This is a genomic window from Methylocystis sp. NC52PC (assembly GCF_055698645.1).
Genome location: NZ_CP170127.1, coordinates 1,166,451 through 1,185,519, shown reverse-complemented (window position 1 = coordinate 1,185,519; position 19,069 = coordinate 1,166,451). Strand labels below are relative to the sequence as shown.

Genomic DNA, 19,069 nt, shown 5'->3' with positions numbered 1-19,069 from the left:
GCTGTTCGATATTTGTTCTCATGCGGGAAAGAGTCAAGCGAAGAGTCAAATGCCCACAGGACCGTCGCATTGCGGCTGCGCAGCGTTTCAGGAGAAGCGGCCATCTGTGTGTGGGCAATACCTCCCCTTTACGGGGAGGTCGGCGGCCGAAGGCCGCCGGGTGGGGTTCGCGCCGCCAGGTTGTGGCTGGGGCCTACCCCACCCGACCCCGCCTGACGGCGGGGCCACCCTCCCCGTAAAGGGGAGGGATCAGCGCTGCATCGTCGACCAATACGCGCTCGGATTGCGCGGCGGCGCCGCCGCCCATCTCGCGATCTGCGCCGACTACGGCGCGACGCTTTGCACGCTGGACCAGAAATTATTCGCCGCCGGTCCCGCGCTCGGGATTCCCATGCAGATGATCTGACCGCTACTTCTTCCGCAGCCCCAGAATATACGCCGTCACCCCGTCGACCTCCTCGGGCGAGAGAATGAAATTCGGCATGTTCCGGTGCGAGGAGCGCAGGAAGACCTTGATCGACAATTCCGTCGCTGAGGGCATTTTGGCGACGTCGACGAAGGCGGGCGCGTTGGGATCGGGGCTCTTGGCGTGCGGATCGGCGCCGACGGCGTGGCAGCTCGCGCAGGTCTCTCGCGCGAGGCGCGCGCCGACAGCCGGATCGCCGCCCTGGGCCAGAGCGGCGGTAGGAGCGAGGGAGAGGAAGACGAGGGTCGAAAGAAACGCCAATCGCATTTTCATCGCTCCAAAATTACTCGGTCCCGTTCAAATCCTCCGGGCGCGGCTGCAGCATGATGTTGTAGCCGGCGTCGACGAGATGAACCTCGCCGGTGACGCCGCCGGAGAGCTCGGAAAGGAAATAAAGCGCCGAGCCGCCGATTTCATCGAGCGTGATCATTCGCCGCAGCGGGCAATGCTGCTTCTGGAAGGCCCCCATGGAGCGCGCGCCGGTGATGCCCGCGCCCGCCATGGTGCGCACGGGGCCGGGCGAGATCGCGTTGACGCGAATGCCCCGCGGACCGTAGTCCGCCGCGAGATAACGCACCGACGAGTCGAGCGCGGCCTTGGCGACGCCCATCACATTGTAATTGGGCATGACATGGGTGCCGCCGCCGAAGCTCACCGTCACCATCGACCCGCCGTTCTTCATCAACGCGGCCGCGCGGCGCGCGGCCTCGGTGAAGGAGAAGCAGGAGATGACCATGGTGCGGATGAAATTCTCGCGCGAGGTGTCGGCGTAGAGCCCCTTCAATTCGCTCTTGTCGGAATAGGCGATGGAATGAACGAGGAAATCCATCTCGCCCCAATCATATTCGAGCCGTGCGAAAACATCGTCGACCGTCGAGATATCCTCGACGTCGCATGGCAGGACCAGATTGGAGCCCAACTCCGCGGCGAGCGGCTTCACGCGCTTGCCGAGCGCCTCGCCCTGATAGGTGAAGGCGAGCGTCGCGCCCTGGCGCGCAAGCACGCGGGCGATTCCATAAGCGATCGAATGGTCGTTGGCGACGCCCATAACGAGCCCGCGCTTTCCCTGCATCAAACCAGTCGCAACCGTCATCACATGCTTTCTCTATCGCGAGCGGGCGCTCTTGCGGTTGAGCGCCTCGCCCCATCAAACGCGTCGAAATGTTTAGAAGCCGCGAACGCGCGGCGGGCCTCAAAGCAAACCGCCGCGCATCTCTAATAAATTCTCAAGCCTCCGGCCGCTTGAAGACCAGCGTGGCGTTGGTGCCGCCGAAACCGAAGGAGTTCGACAGAACCGCGCCGAGTTTCACATTGTCCCGGCGCTCGCGCAGGATCGGCATATCGGCGAACTCCGGATCGAGCTCCTCGATGTTTGCGCTCTCGCAGATGAAGCCGTTCTGCATCATCAGCAGCGAATAAATCGCCTCCTGCACGCCGGTCGCGCCGAGCGAATGGCCGGTCAAGGACTTGGTCGCGGCGATCGGCGGGCATTTGTCCTCGCGGCCGAACACTTCGCGCAGCGCTTCGATCTCCTTCAAATCGCCGACGGGCGTCGAGGTGGCGTGCGGATTGATGTAGTCGATCGGACATTTCACCGTGGCGAGCGCCTGGCGCATGCAACGCACCGCGCCTTCGCCCGAGGGCGCGACCATGTCGTAGCCGTCCGAGGTCGCGCCATAGCCGGCGACTTCGGCGTAGATCTTGGCGCCGCGCGCCTTGGCGCGTTCATATTCTTCGAGCACCAGCACGCCGGCGCCGCCGGCGATCACGAAGCCGTCGCGATTCTTGTCATAGGCGCGCGAGGCCGTCGCCGGCCGGTCGTTATAGGCCGAGGACATGGCGCCCATGGCGTCGAAGAGCACGGACAGCTCCCATTCGAGCTCCTCGCAGCCGCCGGCGAAGATGACGTCCTGCTTGCCGTACTGGATCATTTCATAGGCGTTGCCGATGCAATGGTTCGAGGTCGCGCAGGCCGAGGAGATCGAATAATTCACGCCCTTGATCTTGAACCACACGGCGAGCGTCGCCGAGGCGGTCGAGGACATGCATTTCGGCACCGCGAAGGGGCCGACGCGCTTGGGCCCTTTGGTGCGGGTGACGTCGGCCGACTCGACGATGGTGCGAGTCGACGGCCCGCCCGACCCCATGATGATGCCGGTGCGTTCGTTGGAAACCTCGTCTTCCGAGAGGCCTGCGTCCTTGATCGCCTGCTCCATGGCGACATGGTTCCAGGCGGTGCCGGCCGCGTGGAAGCGCATGGCGCGGCGGTCGACCACGGTCGCGGCGTCGAGCGTCGGCATGCCGTGAACCTGCGAGCGGAAGCCGAGTTCGGCGTATTTCTCCGCCCGCACGATCCCCGACTTCGCCTCCCGCAGGGAGGCGATCACTTCCTGCGTGGTGTTGCCGATCGACGATACGATGCCCATGCCGGTGACGACGACTCGTCTCATCTTACTCTCCCCTGGCGGCGCGCGCCGCTTCCTTGGCGCCGAGGGCGTTTTCCTCGCCCGTCGAGACGGCGGCGACGCCGCCTCCTCCTTAAGGGTGAGGAAAACCGGCCCGCGCCGTCGAAATATCTGCAACCTCGTCCTTTGGGCGCGCCACGCGCGTCTCGAAGGATGAAGCCGCCTTACTTTACTTACGCCGCCGCTGCGGCCGCGTTGGCGAGGCCGACCTTCAGATCCTTCGCCTCGTAAATGCGCTCGCCGTCGACCGCGACCCAGCCGTCGGCCATGCCGAGGACGAGCTTGCCGGTGCGAACGCGCTTGAGGTCGACGCCATAAGTGACGAGCTTCGCCGTCGGCCGCACCTGGCCTGAAAACTTCACTTCGCCGACGCCGAGCGCCATGCCGCGGCCGGGGTTGCCGAGCCAGGCGAGGTAGAAGCCGACCATCTGCCACAGCGCGTCGAGGCCGAGACAGCCGGGCATGACCGGATTGCCCTTGAAATGGCAGTCGAAGAACCACAGGCTCGGCTTGACGTCGAGTTCGGCGCGCATATAGCCCTTGCCGTGCTCGCCGCCCTCTTCGAAAATCTCGGTGATGCGGTCGAACATCAGCATCGGCGGCAGCGGCAGCTGCGCATTCCCCGGGCCGAAGAGCTCTTCGCGCCCACAGGCCAACAAATCCTCATAGCCGAATGACGAGCGCCGTTCGCTCATGGTCTCACCGCCTCCGCTGGAGCTTTGAAAAGCCCTCTTTCCATCCCTTTCGCGACTCTCCGCCCTTAAGCTGAAGGACGCGACGCCCGCTTGTTTTTGACGGCCTGCGTTCCACCTGGACGCCACGCCGCTCTTCGAAGGGCCGACGTTCCGTAACATAGCCGGAGGCGCGCCGGAAGCGCCTGCTTTCCGCGGGCGGGCCAGCGGCCCGGAAAGCCTCGCGAAAGTTGAGGTTTGCGCGCGTTTTTGGTATAGGTCAAATAATTCCTGAGGTCTCACGAGCCGCCGACCATGGACGCTTTCGCCAACCGACCGCTCTCCCCCGACCTGCCCGAGCGCCATTCCGTTCACGACATGCTCGTCGGGGCCGGCCTGCGCCCGACCCGGCAACGCTTGGCGCTGGGCGAACTTCTGTTTCGCGGCGCCGACCGTCATGTGACGGCCGAGCGCCTCTTCGACGAGGCCGTCGCCGCCCATCTCTCGGTGTCGCTCGCAACCGTCTACAACACGTTGCATCAGTTCACGGACGCGGGCCTGTTGCGCGAAATCGCCGTCGATGGGGCGCGCGTCTATTTCGACACCAACGTCAAGGACCACCACCACTTCCTCGTCGAGGACGACGGCGAGCTTCACGACATCCCGGGGTCCAACGTGACCGTGGCGAATCTGCCGACGCCGCCCAAGGGCCTGCGCATCGACCGGGTGGACGTCGTCGTCCGGCTGCGACGGGAAGAGGGGTGATCGCCCCCGATCAGCCCCAGGGTCCCCGCGGATCGAGCGGATGGCGGCCGTCGCGCGGCAGGAAGGCGCTTTCTGGCGCCGGAACTTCCGCCAGGTTGCCCTCGATCGGAGACGAGTCGGCCGAAGGCGCGATCGCCACGTCCCGCCCGCCAGCGTAGTCGATCAGCGCGCGCACGCGTTCGTCCACGCTCGGATGGGTCGAGAACCAGCCCGACTCCTGCACGCGCGCCGGGCTTTCGATGAAGAAGGCGTGCATGCGGGACGGCATCGCCGGGATGACCGCATGCGCCTCGATCTTGCGCAAGGCGGAAATCATCGCGTCGGGGTTCTTGGTCAGCTCGACGGAACCCGCGTCGGCGAGAAACTCGCGCGAGCGCGACAACGCGAAGCGGATCAGCACCGAGGCGCCCCAGCTCAAGGCGATGACCAGCAGCGCGATGAGGATCGCGAGTCCCGCGCCGCTCTCGCGCCGATTATCCTCCCGCTCGGGCGGCCGGTGGGGCGAAAAGCCGAAGGGGAAATCCCACCGCCGGATCGTGAGATCGGCCACGAAGGCGAAAATGCCGGCGAAGATCACCGCGATGACCATGAGCTGAACGTCGCGGTTGCGGATATGGGTCAGCTCATGGGCGAGCACCGCCTCGATTTCGGCGTCGGTGAGCTCGACCAGCAGGCCGCGCGTCACCGCGATCTTGTATTCGCCTTCCTTCAAGCCGGAAGCATAGGCGTTGAGCGCGTCGCTTTCGAGGATCTGAAGCGCGGGGATCGGAACGCCGCGCGAGATGCAGAGATTTTCCAGGAGATTGTAGAGCCTGGGCGATTCGTCGCGGCTGACGGCGCGGGCGCCGGTGGCGAAGTCGATCATCCGCTGATGGAAAAGATAGGCGATGACGAACCACGCGCCCGCCCCCGCGACGCCCACCGGCCAGTTGTAGAAAAAGTCGCTTTTCGCCCGCGCGAGAATGACGTCGAAAGGCGCGTCTCCCGAGGCGACGGCCTCGTAGAGCAGCGAGAAGGAGAACATGAGCGCCAGAAGCAGCGCGACGAAACCGCCGAGCAGAAAGGCCGACCTCAGCCGGTTGGCGCGGATGTGGGAATAGAGGCCATAGGCTTTGAACATGGGCGGGTCTTGTCCGAAAAGCGAGTTTTATAGGCTCGCGCTTGCTGCCACCGTCATGCGCTCGACGCGGCGCGTTTAGCCGCCCGCCCGCCGCATCGCTCGGTCGCCACCGTGAAAGTTCAGAACTGCACCTTCGGCGCGGCTTCGATCGCCTTCTGCTCGGCGGCGTCGAGATTGAAATAGTCCATGGGCTCGAAACCGAAACGCTGGGCGATCAGGAAGCCGGGAAAGCCCTCGCGGGTGGCGTTATATTCGGCGACCGTATTGTTGAGGAAGCGCCGCGCCGCCGCGATCTTGTTCTCGATATCGGCAAGTTCTCCCTGCAGCTCTTGAAAGTTCTGATTGGCCTTGAGGTCCGGATAGGCCTCGGACAGCGCGATGAGGCGGGAGAGCGCGCCCGTGAGCGCCCCCTCGGCGGCGCCCTGCGCATTGGGTCCCGAAGCGGCGACGGCGGCGTTGCGGGCCCGGATCACGTCCTCGAGCGTGGTCTTTTCGTGGGTCGCGTAGCCCTTCACGGTCTCCACGAGATTGGGAACCAGGTCGTGGCGTTGCTTCAGCTGGACGGCGATATCGGAGAAGGCCTGGCGCGAGCGCTGCCGCAGATTGACGAGCCCGTTGTAGACGCCGACGAGCCACAAGCCGACGGCGGCGACGAGGCCGAGAAAAACCAGTAACGCCATGGATCGACCCTCCCCTCGGCCGTTACGCGCAACCGCTTCGGCCGAACCGGCTCATGTTAGCCGTCTCGGGCCTTGAGGCAAAGGCGATCCATTTGACGGAAAGGCCGCTCACGCCTATCTCTTGGCGCAAAGCCTCAAGTTCCGCGACATGCGGCGAACCCTAAAAGAAACCGACTATGGCTCTTTTGCCGATCCTCACCCTTCCCGACCCGCGCCTGCGCAAGATCTCCGAGCCTGTCGAGCGGGTGGACGCCGAGATCTTGACGATTCTCGACGACATGCTGGAGACCATGTACGCCGCGCCCGGCATCGGGCTCGCGGCCATTCAGGTCGCCGTGGCCAAGCGCATGGTCGTCGTCGACATCGGCAAGTCCGAGGAGGAGCGCGACCCGCTGTTCCTCATCAATCCGGAGATCGTCTGGGCCTCCGAGGAGCTTTCCTCCTACAACGAGGGCTGCCTCTCGGTGCCGGATTATTTCGACGACGTGAAGCGGCCGGCCCTGGTCAGGGTCCGCCATCTGGACCGCGCCGGCAAGACGCAGGAGTTCGACGCCGCCGGCCTGCTGGCGACCGTCGTGCAGCATGAGCTCGAACATCTCGAGGGCGGGCTCTTCATCGATAATATCTCGCGCCTGAAACGCGAGCGCGTCGTGAAGAAATTCGCGAAGGCGGCCCGCTTCGACGAGATCGCGGCGCAGCGCCGCGAGGCCGCCCGCCAGTCGGAAGAAGCCGGGGCCTGACGATTGCGCCTCATCTTCATGGGCACGCCGGACTTCGCGACGGCGCTGCTGAAAGAGATTTGCGCCCGCGGCCATGAGGTCGCGGCGGTCTATTCCCAGCCGCCGCGCCCCGCCGGACGGGGAATGTCGGAAAAGAAATCCAGCGTTCATCAGTTCGCGGACGCTCAAGGGCTTCCCGTGCGCACGCCGAAGAGCCTGCGTGGCGCCGAGGAGCAGGAAGCGTTTAAATCGCTCGGCGCCGATGTCGCGGTGGTCGCGGCCTACGGGCTTTTGCTGCCGCAGCCGATCCTCGACGCGCCGAAACATGGCTGTCTCAATCTGCATGGATCGCTGCTGCCGCGCTGGCGCGGCGCGGCGCCGATCCAGCGCGCCATCATGGCCGGCGACGCCGAGACCGGCGTCGAGGTGATGAAGATGGACGCGGGGCTCGACACCGGTCCGGTGGCGTTGACCGCCAAAACTCCCATCGGCCCGGACATGACGGCCGGCGAGCTGCACGACCGGCTCGCCGCGCTGGGCGCGCCGCTGATGGCCGACGCGCTCGATCTTCTGGCCAAGGGCGAGTTGCGCTTCACGCCACAGCGGGAAGAGGGCGCCTGCTACGCCCAGAAGATCGCCAAGGCCGAAGCGCGCATCGACTGGCGCCGGAGCGCGCGCGATCTGCACAATCACGTGCGCGGCCTCGCGCCCTTTCCGGGCGCTTTTTTCGAGGCCGATCTCGGCCATGGCCTCGAGCGGGTGAAAGTGTTGCGCACGAAGATCGAGGACGGCAAGGGCGCGCCGGGAGCGGTTCTCGACGACGAAGGCCTCGTCGCCTGCGGCGAGGGGGCGCTGCGCCTGCTGCGCGTCCAGCGCGCCGGCAAGGGGGAGATGGGGATCGAGGAATTCCTGCGCGGCCGCCAGCTCGCCAGGGGCGCCGTGTTGGCATGAGAAAGGCGAGGCGTCGCCCCTCGTGCGTCGAGACGCCGTCTCCGGCGGCTCCTTCCGGACGTCGTCCTTGGCGGCAAGCGCGCAGGCCTCATCCTGAGGAGCGAGCGACGCTCGCGTCTCGAAGGACGAGGCCGCCTCGGCAGTTCGAACCCGTCGCTTAAATGCCCCGTTACGCCCTGACGATAGAATATGACGGCGGGCCGTTCGTCGGCTGGCAGCGGCAGGCCAACGGCGTCTCCGTGCAGCAGCGGCTGGAGGAGGCGGTTCTCGCCATCAATGCCCAACGCGCCGTCATTCACGGCGCGGGTCGCACGGACGCCGGCGTCCACGCGCTCGGCCAGGTCTCTCATGTCGATCTCGTCCGCGAGTGGCGGGTCGATCGCCTGCGCGACGCGCTCAATGCGCATTTGAAACCCGACCCGATCGCCGTGCTCGCGGCGCGGGAGGTTCCAGAGACGTTCGAAGCGCGCTTTTCAGCGATCCGCCGCCATTACCGCTATGTGATCGACAATCGCCGCGCGCCGCTCACCGTGACGCTCGGACGCGCCTGGCACGTCAAGCGCCCGCTCGACGCCGAAGCGATGCACGCCGCGGCGCAACGGCTCGTCGGTCGCTTCGACTTCACGACCTTCCGCGCCTCGGAATGCCAGGCCAATTCGCCGATCCGGACATTGGAGCGGCTCGACGTGCGCCGTGAGGGCGACCGCATCGAAATCGTCACCTGCGCCCGCTCCTTCCTGCACAATCAGGTGCGCTCCATGGCCGGTTCGCTGGAACATGTCGGGACCGGCAAATGGACCGCCGACGATCTCGAAGCGGCGCTCGTCGCGAAAGACCGTGCGCGCTGCGGACAAGTCGCGCCGCCGCACGGTCTCTATCTCGTCGCGGTCGATTACTGAGCCGGCGACGGCGCTTGTCGCTTCACGACCGCGATTGTCGGGGCGTCCGGCCATACGGACTTCACATTTGCGGACTTGCCGATGGCTTTTTGAAGCCTCGCCGATTTCTCCTTGGCCAGCGCGCCATGCAAAGGAATGACGCTCGCCGACAGAACGGCGGCAAGAATGCCGTTAACGCAGGGTTCATTTTGGATCATGAAAATCCCCTCTGGTAACGCCCCCGCGCGCCGGCGAATCGAACCGGCTTGGCCCGACGCCATGACGCCGCGAAACGAAGGAGATGTTGCGCCAAGCAATTGACCCGGCGGCGTTTTTATTGCGGCGGCTTTCCGGCGGCCGCTATTCTGAGTTGCGATCGAGCATCATCCTTCTCGAAAAAGTGCAATTTACGCCGCTGCGTCACTCCGGCTCGGCTCGGCCCGTCACCATCGGCCGCAACACGCCCTTGACGCTCACCGCCAGCGCGACATGCAGGAGGATGAAAAGAACCAGCGCGGTCATTGCGAAGAAGTGCACCCGCCGCGCCCCCTCATAGCCGCCCATGACGGCGGCGAGTTCCTGCAGCTGCACCGGCTTCCACAGCGCGAGGCCGGAGAGGATGGCGACGACGATGGCGAGGATCGCAAAGACATAGGCGACGCGCTGCGCCGCTGTGTAGCGTCCCGGCGCATGCGCGGTTTCTCCGGCGACGGCGTCACGAATGTCGCGCCAGGCGCCGGCGAGCGAGAGCGGGAGCAGGCGACGCCGAAAATGGCCCGTGAGCACGCCGTAAAGAAGATAGGCGACGAGATTTGCGCCGAGCAGCCACATGGCGGCGAAATGCCAGGCGAGCGCGCCCGCGAGCCAGCCGCCGAGGGTGAGGCCGCGCGGAAACTCGAAATTCCAGATCGGCGCGGCGTCGTAGATGCGCCAGCCGCTCAAGATCATGATGATGACGGCGAGCGCGTTCACCCAGTGCAGCACCCGCAACGCGAGCGGGTGAATGACATGCTTTTCTTCCTTCACGCTCGGCTCCGCATCCTGCCGGGGCGCCCCGCCCGTCGTTGACAGCCCGGCGGGGATTGATCAAAGACGAGAACCGGACTTGCCGCCCGTCTCGTCAATCTTAAGGCGACGCATGCGCATTTTCATCACTGGCGCGGCCGGATTCGTCGGCTTTCATCTGGCGCGGCGGCTGCTGGCCGCGGGCCATACGGTCGACGGCTTCGATGGGCTGACGCCCTATTACGATCCGCGGCTGAAACAGGCGCGGCGCGACATCCTTCTCCAGCATGAGACCTACCACGACAATGTCGCCATGCTCGAAGATATGGCGGCGCTCACGGACGCCGCGGAGCAGAGCGCCCCGGACGTCATCATCCACCTCGCCGCCCAGGCCGGCGTGCGCTACAGCCTCGAAAATCCGCGCGCCTATGTCGAATCCAATCTCGTCGGCGCTTTCAACGTGATGGAAATCGCGCGCCTCCTCAAGCCGCGCCATCTGCTCATCGCCTCGACCAGCTCCGTCTATGGCGCAAACCCGACCGTGCCGTTTTTCGAGGACGACCGCACCGACCATCCGCTGACCCTCTATGCGGCGAGCAAGAAGGCCGGCGAGGTCATGGCGCATTCCTATGCGCATCTATGGGCGATCCCGACCACGCTGTTCCGCTTCTTTACCGCCTATGGCCCCTGGGGCCGCCCCGACATGGCGCCGTTGAAGTTTCTCGACGCCATCGAAGCCGGGCGCCCGATCGACGTCTACAATCACGGAAACATGTCGCGCGACTTCACCTATGTCGACGATCTCGTCGAGGCGGTGGCGCGGCTCGTCGACTGCGTCCCCGAGCGCGACGCCGGCGACCCTTCCGTCTCCCCCGTTGCGCCCTGGCGCGTGGTGAATATCGGCGGCGGCGCGCCCGTGCAGCTTCTCGACTTCATCGATACGCTGGAAAAGGTCGTCGGCAAAAAAGCGATCCGCAATTATCTCGACATGCAGAAAGGCGACGCGCCGCGCACCTTCGCCTCCGCCGACCTCTTGGAGCGGCTCACTGGGTATCGGCCGCAGACCTCCGTCGAGGAGGGGGTGAAAGCGCTGGTGGAATGGTATCGGGACTATCGCGCCAAGTATGGTCCGCTGCAAATTTGATTGTCGTATGCGCAAGTTAAAAACGTCAAGGCGCCGGTTCTCATGTCTGGAAAATCGCGCGGGTGTCTACACTGGGAGCCGCGCGCCGTCCGGCTTCAACGCGGTCAAATGTGATTAATGCTGAATGAACACAGCGCGCCGCCGGGCGACCATCGGACCGCGGACGACAACGTCGGGCGTTCCCGGCTGGACGGGGTCCGAGCCATTTCGGGCAGGCTGAAAGCTCTGGTCGGGGACACGCTTTCGGCGCTCGTCCTCTTCCCTGTTTCGGCGACCTATCTGCTCTCCTATACGGCGCTGGTCTATTCCGGGCCGCTGGCGTTTGGCCGGCCGGCCGGGCTCGCGGCGATGCTCGTCACCAGCCTTGTCGCAGGTCTCGTGACCGGCCTGGCGAGCTCGTTTCGTTTCGCCTGCGGCACGCTCGACAACAACGCCACCGCCATCATGGCGATGGTTGCGACGGCGATCGCGGGCGAAATGGGACGGGAGGCCGAGCCGCGGTCGCTTCTCGCCACCGTGATTGTCGGCATGGCGATCGCCGGCGTCGTTGCGGGCGCATCCCTTCTTTGCCTCGGGCTGGGACGCGCGGGCGCGATCGTTCGTCTCATGCCGCTGCAGGTCATGGCCGGCTTCGTCGGGACGACGGGATGGATCCTTGCGGCGGGCGGGCTGCGGGTCGCGCTCGGGCGGCCGCCGGGCCTCGACATGTTTTCGGACCCGGCCGCCAATCTCCGTCTCGCCGCCATGGCCGCCATCGCGGGCGCGTTCGGCTATGTCGCCCCGCGCGCGCGGTCGCCCTTCGTTCTCCCCACCCTCATCGCCCTTTGCATCTTCGCCCACCACGCGGTCTTCGCCTTCCTCGGCGTCGGCCTCGCGGCGCAGCGCGCGGGGGGGTGGCTCATCGCCTTTCCGTCAAATCTGGAGCCATCCATTCCCTGGCGTTGGGACACGCTGGCGCATGTCGACTGGACGGCCCTTTCGCATCAGGCTCTTGCGCTCGTCGTTCTCGCCCTCGTTTGCCCGATCAGCCTCCTGCTCACGGCGACCGGCCTGGAGACCGCGACGCGGCGGGAAGCGCGCATCGATCGCGAGCTCGTCGCCGGGGGGCTCTCGTCCCTGGCGAGCGGGCTCGCCGGCGGCACGATCGGCTTCGTCACCTTCGCCCGCAGCATGACGTTGCAGGAGGCGGGCGCGCAGAGCCGGCTCGCCCCCCTGCTCGCCACGCTGCTCACTGGCGTTCTGCCATTTGTTTTTCCGTCCGTTCTCGGCGTCATCCCGGTGACGGCGCTCGGCGGCCTGCTGTTCTTTCTGGGCTTGAGCCTGCTCTACAAATGGGTCTACCAGACAAAAGCGAAAATGCCCCTGGGCGAATGGGCCGCCATCCCGATCGTCGTTGCGCTTTCCGTGCATTACGACGTGATCGTCGGCATATTTGCGGGGGTCGTGATCGGATGCGTGCATTTCACCGTCACCTACGGCCTCGGCGCGCCGGTGCGGGCGCGCTATTTCGGCGACGTCGCCGTCAGCAATGTCTGGCGCGCGCACGGCGACCGGGAGCTTTTGTGGCGTACGGCGCAGGAGCGGCTCGTTCTCTATCTGCAGGGGTTTCTGTTTTTCGGAGTCGCCAATCGCCTGTTGAAGGCCGTCCGCGCCGAAATCGACCGGACGAAGGACCTGCGCTGGCTCATTCTCGATCTCGGCGGGGTCGACGGCGTCGACAGTTCGGCGGTCTCTTCCTTTGAGCGAATCTGCGAAGTCGCCGCTGAAAGAAACATAGGCGTCCTGTTCGCGGCCATGCCCGACGAGATCGCCGCGCGGCTGCGCAAGGCGCATCGCCCCGATGGCGCAACGCCGGTCTTCGCGCCGTCGCTCGACGAGGCGCTGGAATGGTGCGAGGAGCGCGCCCTTGCGGCGGCCGGCGGCGAACGATGCGAGCCGGAAACCCTTTCAGCGACGCTCGCGGCCCAATTCGGGCCCGAGACGGCCCGCGTCTTCCTGGACCATTTCACAATGGGCGACATCCCGGCGGGGGCGGAGCTGATGACGCAAGGCGCGGTCACGGACGACCTCGCCTTCATCGAGAGCGGGAGGGCGAGCGTCCTGGTCTCTTATGAGGGCAGGGCGCCGATGCGGGTCCGCACGCTGGTGGCGGGGACGATGGTCGGGGAGCTGGGCTTCTACACCGGCGGACCCCGCACCGCGACGATCCGCGCCGAGACGGATTGCCGGATTATTCGTGTCGCGCCAGCCGACGTTCGGCGCCTGGAGGAGACGCATCCGCATCTGGCCTTGGCGTTTCACAGCCTGATTGCGCGCCGTCTCTGCCTGCGCATCCATGACAAGGATCACCTGATCGCGGGGCTCATGCGGAGCATGAGACGCAGGGCGCTGTAAAGCTGCGCGGACCCTCGGGTTGCGCTGCGCCCGGCCCGGTCAAATCCAGTCGGGCGCGCGATCCAGCGCGATGAGCTCCTCGACGCTCGGACGCGGACGGATGATCGCGAAACGGTCGCCGTCTACCAGAACCTCGGGGATCAGCGGGCGGGTGTTGTAGGTTCCCGCCTGCACCGCGCCATAGGCGCCGGAGGTGAGGACGGCCAGCAGCTCGCCGGGGAGCGCCTCCGGCAGCTTCCGGTCGAGCGCGACATAGTCTCCCGTCTCGCAGACCGGCCCGACGACGTCCACAATGATCTCCCGGCGGTCCACCGGCTCGCGAACGGGGATGATGTCGTGCCAGGCGTCATAGAGCGTCGGGCGGACGAGGTCGTTCATCCCCGTATCGACGATGAGGAAAGTCTTGGCCTCGCCCCGCTTGACGTAAATCACGCGCGTGACCAGCACGCCGGCGTTGCCGACGATGAGGCGCCCGGGTTCGAAGACGAGCTTGCAGCCGAGCCCGCCGAAATGGCGCCGCACGATCTCGGCGTAGCGCTCGGGGTGATAGGACTGCGGATCGTCGCCCTCGTGATAGGGGATGCCGAGTCCGCCGCCGAGGTCGACATGGCTAATGTCATGGCCGTCGGCGCGCAGGTCCGTGACGAGTTCCGCCAGCAGCGAAAAGGCCTCGTCGAAGGGCGCGAGGTCGGTGAGCTGCGAGCCGATATGCATGTCCGCGCCGCAAACCCTGATCCCCGGAAGTTTTGCAGCCCGGGCGTAAACCTCGCGGGCGCGCGAGAGCGGGACGCCGAATTTGTTCTCGGCCTTTCCGGTCGAAATCTTCTTATGCGTCCGCGCGTCCACGTCCGGATTGACGCGAAGAGACACGGGCGCGACGCCGCCCCGCGCCGCGGCGATGCGCGAGATCGCTTCGAGCTCGGGCTCGGATTCGACGTTGAAGCAGAAGATGCCGGCGTCGAGCGCGGCGGCGATCTCCTCGTCCGTCTTGCCGACGCCCGAGAACGTAATCTTCGATCCGGGGACGCCCGCCGCCAGCGCGCGGGCGAGTTCGCCGCCCGAGACGACGTCCATGCCGGCGCCTTCCTTGGCGAGAAGACGCAGCACAGCCTGGTTCGAATTGGCCTTCATCGCATAGCAAACGAGCGCGTCGAGCCCCTGGAAGGCTTCGGCGAAGACGCGGAAATGCCGGCGGATCGTCGCCGCGGAATAGACGTAGAAGGGCGTGCCCGCCGCCGCGGCGATATCGGACACGGCGACGTCCTCGGCGTAGAGCGCGCCGCCGCGATAATCGAAATGGCGCATGGGCTTTTAGAGCAGCGGATCGAGCGGGAAGGGATAGTCCTCCGGCGGGCGGTTCCCGATGGTTCCGGGAATGGGCGGGGGCGGCGGCGCAGGAACGGCCTGCCCGGGCGCGGGCTTCGGACCGGTCTTGGCCAGCGCCGCCTCCTGTTGCGCCCTGAGCGCCGCGCCGCGCGCCTGCACGTCGGGCGGCAGCTCCAGCGGCCCGCGACGGCCACAGGCGGACAGGCCGGCCACAGCGGCGGCGAGCAGGAGAATGAGGCGAAGAGGGCGAGGCGTCACGGGCTGTCCGTCCGGCGTTTTTTACGAAACGGCGGCACTATACCGATCCCGCCCGAAAAGGCGAGAGCGCCGCCTCAACTCACTTTACGTTTCAAGAGCCTGTTCGCGGCGCGCTTGGCGAACTCCCGCACCCGCCGCCGCCTCTGCTCGCGGCGCAGAGCCGCCTCGAAACCCTCGTCGCGCAGCGAGACCGCAATGTCGCAGACCGCGACGCGATCCGGCCACAGCCGGCCGATCATCGGATGTCTGGCGATGGCGCAGGAATCGGTCAGCTCGATCTCCGGCCGCGCGAGCTGAAGCGCGGCAAGCGCATGAGCGAGCTGAACGCCTGGCGCCAGGGCGCGCAGGCCGTCGTCGATGGCCATTTTCCAACAGTAGCTGCGGTTCTGGCTCTGGAGCAGGATCGCCATGGCGATCGCCCGCCCGTCGAGGCGCAGCGCGGCGATTTTGCAGAGTCCGTCGACGGCGAGAAGGCGCGTGGCGCTGCGCAAGAACGTCGCTCGCGCGGGTTCGGAGAGAAAGGCGCCGCGCCCGGCCTTCCATCCCGAGGCTTCGAGCGCCAGAAACTCCTCGACCGCCGCCCGCGCCGCGCCCGCATCGGCGACGATCCCAAACTCGACGGCGCCGCGCTCGGCGAGGCGGCGTTGGGTGCGGCGGATGTCGTTCACCTTCTTGAGTCCGCCCGCCCGCCTGCATTTTTCGTCGGCGGATCCTCCCGGCGTGAGCGCCGCGCGGGCGAAGCTTTCCAGTATTTCGATGCGCCGCCCCCGCCGCGTCGCCGCGTCGACGAGCGCGGTGTGGAACGCGCCGCCGAGGGGCACGCGGGGAAACAGGGCGCCCGCGGCGGGGCTCGCCGCTGCGGCCCAGTCCAGAAAAGCGACGAGCGTCTCCGGCGCCTGATCGCGGCGCACGAGCGGCGTCGCCAGCGCCGTCAAGTCGCCGCGCCACACGCGAACGAGCCCATCGGCGCCGGAAAGGCCCGTCGGCGCGAGCGGAAAGATTGCGGCGAGGTCGCCGTGCATGTTGCGAAGAGCAATGAAGCGCGGCCGGTCGTCGGGCGGAAGGTGCCGCGCCGCGGCGAGAGCGAAGCCATGCTCGAAAAAGGGGCTGGGCTCGAGCGCCCCTTGGGCGAGGGCGCTCCAGTCTGCCCGCGCTTCTTCGATCGCCTGCGGCGAAAGCTCAACCGCCTGAAAGGCTACTGGCTTCGGCAAGAGCCATGCTCCAGTCGCGACGTGCGGCGCGCTCTGCGCCGCACGGCCGAAGCCGCGGCTCCATCCGACGAAGACGCCGGCCAGGCGGCTTCCCCGCAGAAACGGCGCGGCGGCCTTCGCAAATCCCGCGCTTTGTCCCATCTTGATCCCCAAGGAGACGAAAACGGGACGACGCCCTAACTTCGCGCCCCGTTCTCGCAAGGAATTCAAGACGCGCGCCATCAACCCTAATGCGCAGCGCGGCTTTACCGCCAGCCGCCTGCATGTTTAGGTCGCTCACATGAAAAAATTCTCGCTTGTTCTCATCTCTTGCCTGCTGGCCGGGGCGCCGTGCCAGGCGGCGATGCGCATTTCCATCGATCTCTCCAAGCAGCGGCTGACGGCGGCGCGCGACGGCGGCGAGACGGTCGTGTGGAAAATCTCGAGCGGCCGGCCGGGCTATGAGACGCCGACCGGGCGCTATTCGGTCATGCGGATGGAGGCCGAGCACTATTCGGACGAATATGAGCAGGCGCCCATGCCCTACGCCATCTTCTTCTCGCCGCGGGGCCTCGCCATTCATGGCACCTTCGAGCGCGGGCTCGGGAGTCCGCGCTCCCATGGCTGCGTTCGCCTTGCCGTCAACAACGCCCAGAAGCTTTTCACGTGGGTGGAGGCGCAAGGCGGCGCGACCATCGAGATCGTGGGCGAGACGCCCGCTGCGAGCCGACGCCCGAATCGCGCCAGGCGGCGCATGCCCGAGGTCGAGCCGGAAATCCAGCCTGTTCAAATCTATCGCTATTGACCGGGGCGCAGCGTTGCGCACAAGCAACAGTGGCGCGGGAATCCGCCCGCCGCCCGGGCTAAGCGTTTGCCGCGCGGAGGCCGAGCGGATATGCCTAGAATTTATGTAAATTGCGGACAGACGAGAGTAAGCCTTTGACGACATCGAAGACCCCCCTTCTCGATCAGATCCCGACGCCCGAGGAGCTGCGCAAGCTTCCGCCCGGCCAGCTCAAGCAGGTCGCGGATGAATTGCGCCGCGAGACGATCGACGCCGTCTCGGTGACGGGCGGGCATCTGGGCGCGGGGCTCGGCGTGGTCGAGCTGACGGTGGCGCTGCATTATGTCTTCGACACGCCGCGCGACCGCATCATCTGGGACGTCGGGCACCAGACCTATCCGCACAAGATCCTGACCGGGCGGCGCGACCGCATCCGCACGCTGCGCATGGGCGGCGGCCTCTCGGGCTTCACCAAGCGCGCGGAGAGCGAATATGACGCCTTCGGCGCCGGCCATTCCTCGACCTCCATTTCGGCGGGGCTCGGCATGGCGGTGGCGCGCGATCTCGCGCAGGGCAATAATCACGTCGTCGCCGTCATCGGCGACAGCTCCATGTCCGCCGGCATGGCCTATGAGGCGCTCAACAACGCCGGCGCGCTGGATTCCCGCCTCATCGTCATTCTCAACGACAATGACATGTCCATCGCGCCGCCGACCGGCGCCATGTCGGCCTATCTCGCCCGCCTCGTCTCCGGCGGCGCCTATCGCTCGATCCGCGACGCGGCGAAGCAGCTCGCCTCGCATCTGCCGCGCTTCATCTACGACAAGGCGCGCAAGGCCGAGGAGTTTTCGCGCAGCTTCATCACCGGCGGCACGATGTTCGAGGAGCTCGGCTTCTATTACGTCGGGCCGATCGACGGGCACAATCTCGACCATCTGCTGCCCGTGCTGATGAATGTGCGCGACAAGGACGACGGCCCGGTGCTGGTCCATGTCGTGACCCAGAAGGGCAAGGGCTACGCCCCGGCCGAAGCGGCGGACGACAAATATCACGGGGTCGTGAAGTTCGACGTGGAGACCGGCAAGCAGTTCAAGCCCAAGGCCAACGCCCCGTCCTATACGGGCGTCTTCGCCAAGGCGCTGGTGGCGGAGGCCGAGCATGACGACAAAATCGTCGCCATCACCGCCGCCATGCCGTCGGGCACGGGCCTCGACACCTTCGGCAAGCATTTCCCCGAGCGCACCTTCGACGTCGCCATCGCCGAGCAGCATGCGGTGACTTTCGCGGCGGGCCTCGCCTGCGAGGGCTACAAGCCCTTCTGCGCGCTTTACTCCACCTTCCTGCAGCGCGGGTACGATCAGGTCGTGCACGACGTGGCGATCCAGCATCTGCCGGTGCGCTTCGCCATCGACCGCGCCGGGCTCGTCGGCGCCGACGGCCCGACCCACGCCGGCGCCTTCGACATCGCCTATCTCGGCTGCCTGCCGGGCATGGTGGTGATGGCCTGCGCCGACGAGGCGGAGCTGATGCATATGGTCGCGACGGCGGTGGCCTATGACCAGGGCCCCATCGCCTTCCGCTATCCGCGCGGCGAGGGCGTGGGCGTGGAGCTGCCCGAGCGGGGCGACGTTCTCGAGATCGGCAAGGGCCGCATCCTGCGCGAGGGGTCGAGAGTGGCGCTGCTGTCGCTCGGCACGCGTCTCGCCGAGGCGCTCAAGGCCGCCGACGAGCTGGAGGATTACGGGATCTCGACGACCGTCGCCGACGCCCGTTTCGCGAAGCCCGTCGACCGCGACCTCATTCGCCGCCTCGCCGCCAATCACGAGGTGGTGATCACGATCGAAGAAGGGTCGATCGGCGGCTTCGGGGCCCAAGTCTTCCAGGCGCTCTCGGACGACGGCCTGCTCGACGGAACGCGCGGCGCGTTCAAGTTTCGCAGCTTGACGCTGCCCGACGCCTATATCGACCACGACAAGCACGAGATCATGATCGCCAGAGCAATGCTGGACAGCAAGGCCATGGTCGCCAAGGCGCTCGAGCTGCTCGGCGACGAGAAGGCCGCGGCGCGGGTGATGATCGCCTGAGAGCGATCAGCCCGCCTGATTGTCCTGGAGCGTCGCGCGCGGATAGTTTTTCGCCCCCGGCCGCGTGAGGTCTTCGGGAAAGAAGGTCGTGCCCGGCGAGGCGATGACCTCTGCGCACGGCGCTGTAGGCGCAGCATATTTCGACGGGAGACGGACGCGGCGACGCGCG

At 66.5% G+C, this 19,069-nt stretch carries 20 protein-coding genes; 9 read left to right on the top strand and 11 right to left on the bottom strand.

Features of this window, described 5'->3' with window-relative positions; all coding sequences use genetic code 11:
- Positions 1-106 precede the first annotated feature (106 nt).
- On the top strand, positions 107-406 hold the full coding sequence (locus ACETII_RS07635; RefSeq protein WP_472787655.1) for a hypothetical protein: 300 nt from the start codon (positions 107-109) through the stop codon (positions 404-406).
- 3 nt (positions 407-409) lie between these two features.
- Here the strand turns inward: ACETII_RS07635 and ACETII_RS07630 are convergent, their stop codons facing one another.
- The 4 genes from ACETII_RS07630 to fabA form a co-directional block, all read right to left on the bottom strand.
- Positions 410-733 carry a c-type cytochrome gene (locus ACETII_RS07630; protein WP_363350313.1) on the bottom strand — a complete coding sequence of 108 codons (324 nt, stop codon included), beginning with the start codon at positions 731-733 and terminating at the stop codon, positions 410-412.
- 16 nt (positions 734-749) lie between these two features.
- Positions 750-1,559 (bottom strand): enoyl-ACP reductase FabI, encoded by an 810-nt coding sequence (fabI, locus tag ACETII_RS07625; protein WP_363350312.1) that lies wholly within the window; start codon positions 1,557-1,559, stop codon positions 750-752.
- A gap of 133 nt (positions 1,560-1,692) precedes the next feature.
- Positions 1,693-2,916, bottom strand: coding sequence for a beta-ketoacyl-ACP synthase I (fabB, locus tag ACETII_RS07620; RefSeq protein ID WP_363350311.1), 1,224 nt, complete (start codon positions 2,914-2,916; stop codon positions 1,693-1,695).
- A gap of 188 nt (positions 2,917-3,104) precedes the next feature.
- Complete coding sequence (gene fabA, locus ACETII_RS07615) at positions 3,105-3,626, bottom strand: 3-hydroxyacyl-[acyl-carrier-protein] dehydratase FabA (protein ID WP_363350310.1); 522 nt, start codon at positions 3,624-3,626, stop codon at positions 3,105-3,107.
- Between the two features lie 291 nt (positions 3,627-3,917).
- Here fabA and irrA point away from each other — a divergent pair, with 291 nt between their 5' ends.
- A complete protein-coding gene (gene irrA, locus ACETII_RS07610; RefSeq protein ID WP_363350309.1) occupies positions 3,918-4,367 on the top strand; it encodes an iron response transcriptional regulator IrrA in 450 nt (149 codons plus the stop codon).
- 10 nt (positions 4,368-4,377) lie between these two features.
- Here the strand turns inward: irrA and ACETII_RS07605 are convergent, their stop codons facing one another.
- The gene (locus ACETII_RS07605; RefSeq protein WP_472787654.1) at positions 4,378-5,487 is read right to left on the bottom strand and encodes a M48 family metallopeptidase; all 1,110 of its coding nucleotides are present in this window, start codon (positions 5,485-5,487) and stop codon (positions 4,378-4,380) included.
- A gap of 119 nt (positions 5,488-5,606) precedes the next feature.
- Positions 5,607-6,167, bottom strand: a complete 561-nt coding sequence (locus ACETII_RS07600) for a LemA family protein (RefSeq protein WP_363350307.1) — start codon at positions 6,165-6,167, stop codon at positions 5,607-5,609.
- 176 nt (positions 6,168-6,343) lie between these two features.
- Between ACETII_RS07600 and def the strand changes: the two genes are divergently transcribed.
- The 3 genes from def to truA all read left to right on the top strand — a co-directional run bounded on the left by def (position 6,344) and on the right by truA (position 8,736).
- The gene (def, locus tag ACETII_RS07595) at positions 6,344-6,907 is read left to right on the top strand and encodes a peptide deformylase (RefSeq protein ID WP_472787653.1); all 564 of its coding nucleotides are present in this window, start codon (positions 6,344-6,346) and stop codon (positions 6,905-6,907) included.
- A 3-nt stretch (positions 6,908-6,910) separates the two neighbouring features.
- On the top strand, positions 6,911-7,837 hold the full coding sequence (gene fmt, locus ACETII_RS07590; RefSeq protein ID WP_472787652.1) for a methionyl-tRNA formyltransferase: 927 nt from the start codon (positions 6,911-6,913) through the stop codon (positions 7,835-7,837).
- 161 nt (positions 7,838-7,998) lie between these two features.
- The gene (gene truA, locus ACETII_RS07585; RefSeq protein ID WP_472787651.1) at positions 7,999-8,736 is read left to right on the top strand and encodes a tRNA pseudouridine(38-40) synthase TruA; all 738 of its coding nucleotides are present in this window, start codon (positions 7,999-8,001) and stop codon (positions 8,734-8,736) included.
- On the opposite strand, the gene ACETII_RS07580 is transcribed toward truA, so the two are convergent.
- Together ACETII_RS07580 and ACETII_RS07575 are read right to left on the bottom strand one after the other, a co-directional pair.
- The gene (locus ACETII_RS07580) at positions 8,730-8,933 is read right to left on the bottom strand and encodes a hypothetical protein (RefSeq protein ID WP_363350303.1); all 204 of its coding nucleotides are present in this window, start codon (positions 8,931-8,933) and stop codon (positions 8,730-8,732) included. The genes truA and ACETII_RS07580 overlap by 7 nt on opposite strands.
- A 202-nt stretch (positions 8,934-9,135) precedes the next feature.
- The gene (locus tag ACETII_RS07575; RefSeq protein WP_472787650.1) at positions 9,136-9,741 is read right to left on the bottom strand and encodes a cytochrome b/b6 domain-containing protein; all 606 of its coding nucleotides are present in this window, start codon (positions 9,739-9,741) and stop codon (positions 9,136-9,138) included.
- A 112-nt stretch (positions 9,742-9,853) separates the two neighbouring features.
- On the opposite strand from ACETII_RS07575, the gene ACETII_RS07570 reads away from it, so the two are divergent.
- Both ACETII_RS07570 and ACETII_RS07565 read left to right on the top strand, forming a co-directional pair.
- Complete coding sequence (locus ACETII_RS07570) at positions 9,854-10,864, top strand: NAD-dependent epimerase/dehydratase family protein (protein ID WP_472787649.1); 1,011 nt, start codon at positions 9,854-9,856, stop codon at positions 10,862-10,864.
- Positions 10,865-10,981: 117 nt separating this feature from the next.
- Positions 10,982-13,258 carry a SulP family inorganic anion transporter gene (locus ACETII_RS07565; protein ID WP_472787648.1) on the top strand — a complete coding sequence of 759 codons (2,277 nt, stop codon included), beginning with the start codon at positions 10,982-10,984 and terminating at the stop codon, positions 13,256-13,258.
- Between the two features lie 39 nt (positions 13,259-13,297).
- Here ACETII_RS07565 and lysA read toward each other — a convergent pair whose 3' ends face one another.
- The 3 genes from lysA to ACETII_RS07550 form a co-directional block, all read right to left on the bottom strand.
- A complete protein-coding gene (lysA, locus tag ACETII_RS07560; protein WP_472787647.1) occupies positions 13,298-14,563 on the bottom strand; it encodes a diaminopimelate decarboxylase in 1,266 nt (421 codons plus the stop codon).
- Positions 14,564-14,569: 6 nt separating this feature from the next.
- The gene (gene lptM, locus ACETII_RS07555) at positions 14,570-14,842 is read right to left on the bottom strand and encodes an LPS translocon maturation chaperone LptM (RefSeq protein ID WP_472787646.1); all 273 of its coding nucleotides are present in this window, start codon (positions 14,840-14,842) and stop codon (positions 14,570-14,572) included.
- A 74-nt stretch (positions 14,843-14,916) separates the two neighbouring features.
- Positions 14,917-16,194: a GNAT family N-acetyltransferase gene (locus ACETII_RS07550; protein ID WP_472787645.1), complete on the bottom strand. Its 1,278-nt coding sequence runs from the start codon at positions 16,192-16,194 to the stop codon at positions 14,917-14,919.
- Between the two features lie 139 nt (positions 16,195-16,333).
- Between ACETII_RS07550 and ACETII_RS07545 the strand changes: the two genes are divergently transcribed.
- Entirely contained in the window at positions 16,334-16,837 is a 504-nt protein-coding gene (locus ACETII_RS07545) for a L,D-transpeptidase (protein WP_472787644.1), read from the top strand.
- A gap of 134 nt (positions 16,838-16,971) precedes the next feature.
- Complete coding sequence (gene dxs, locus ACETII_RS07540) at positions 16,972-18,900, top strand: 1-deoxy-D-xylulose-5-phosphate synthase (protein WP_363350295.1); 1,929 nt, start codon at positions 16,972-16,974, stop codon at positions 18,898-18,900.
- Positions 18,901-19,069: the final 169 nt, after the last annotated feature.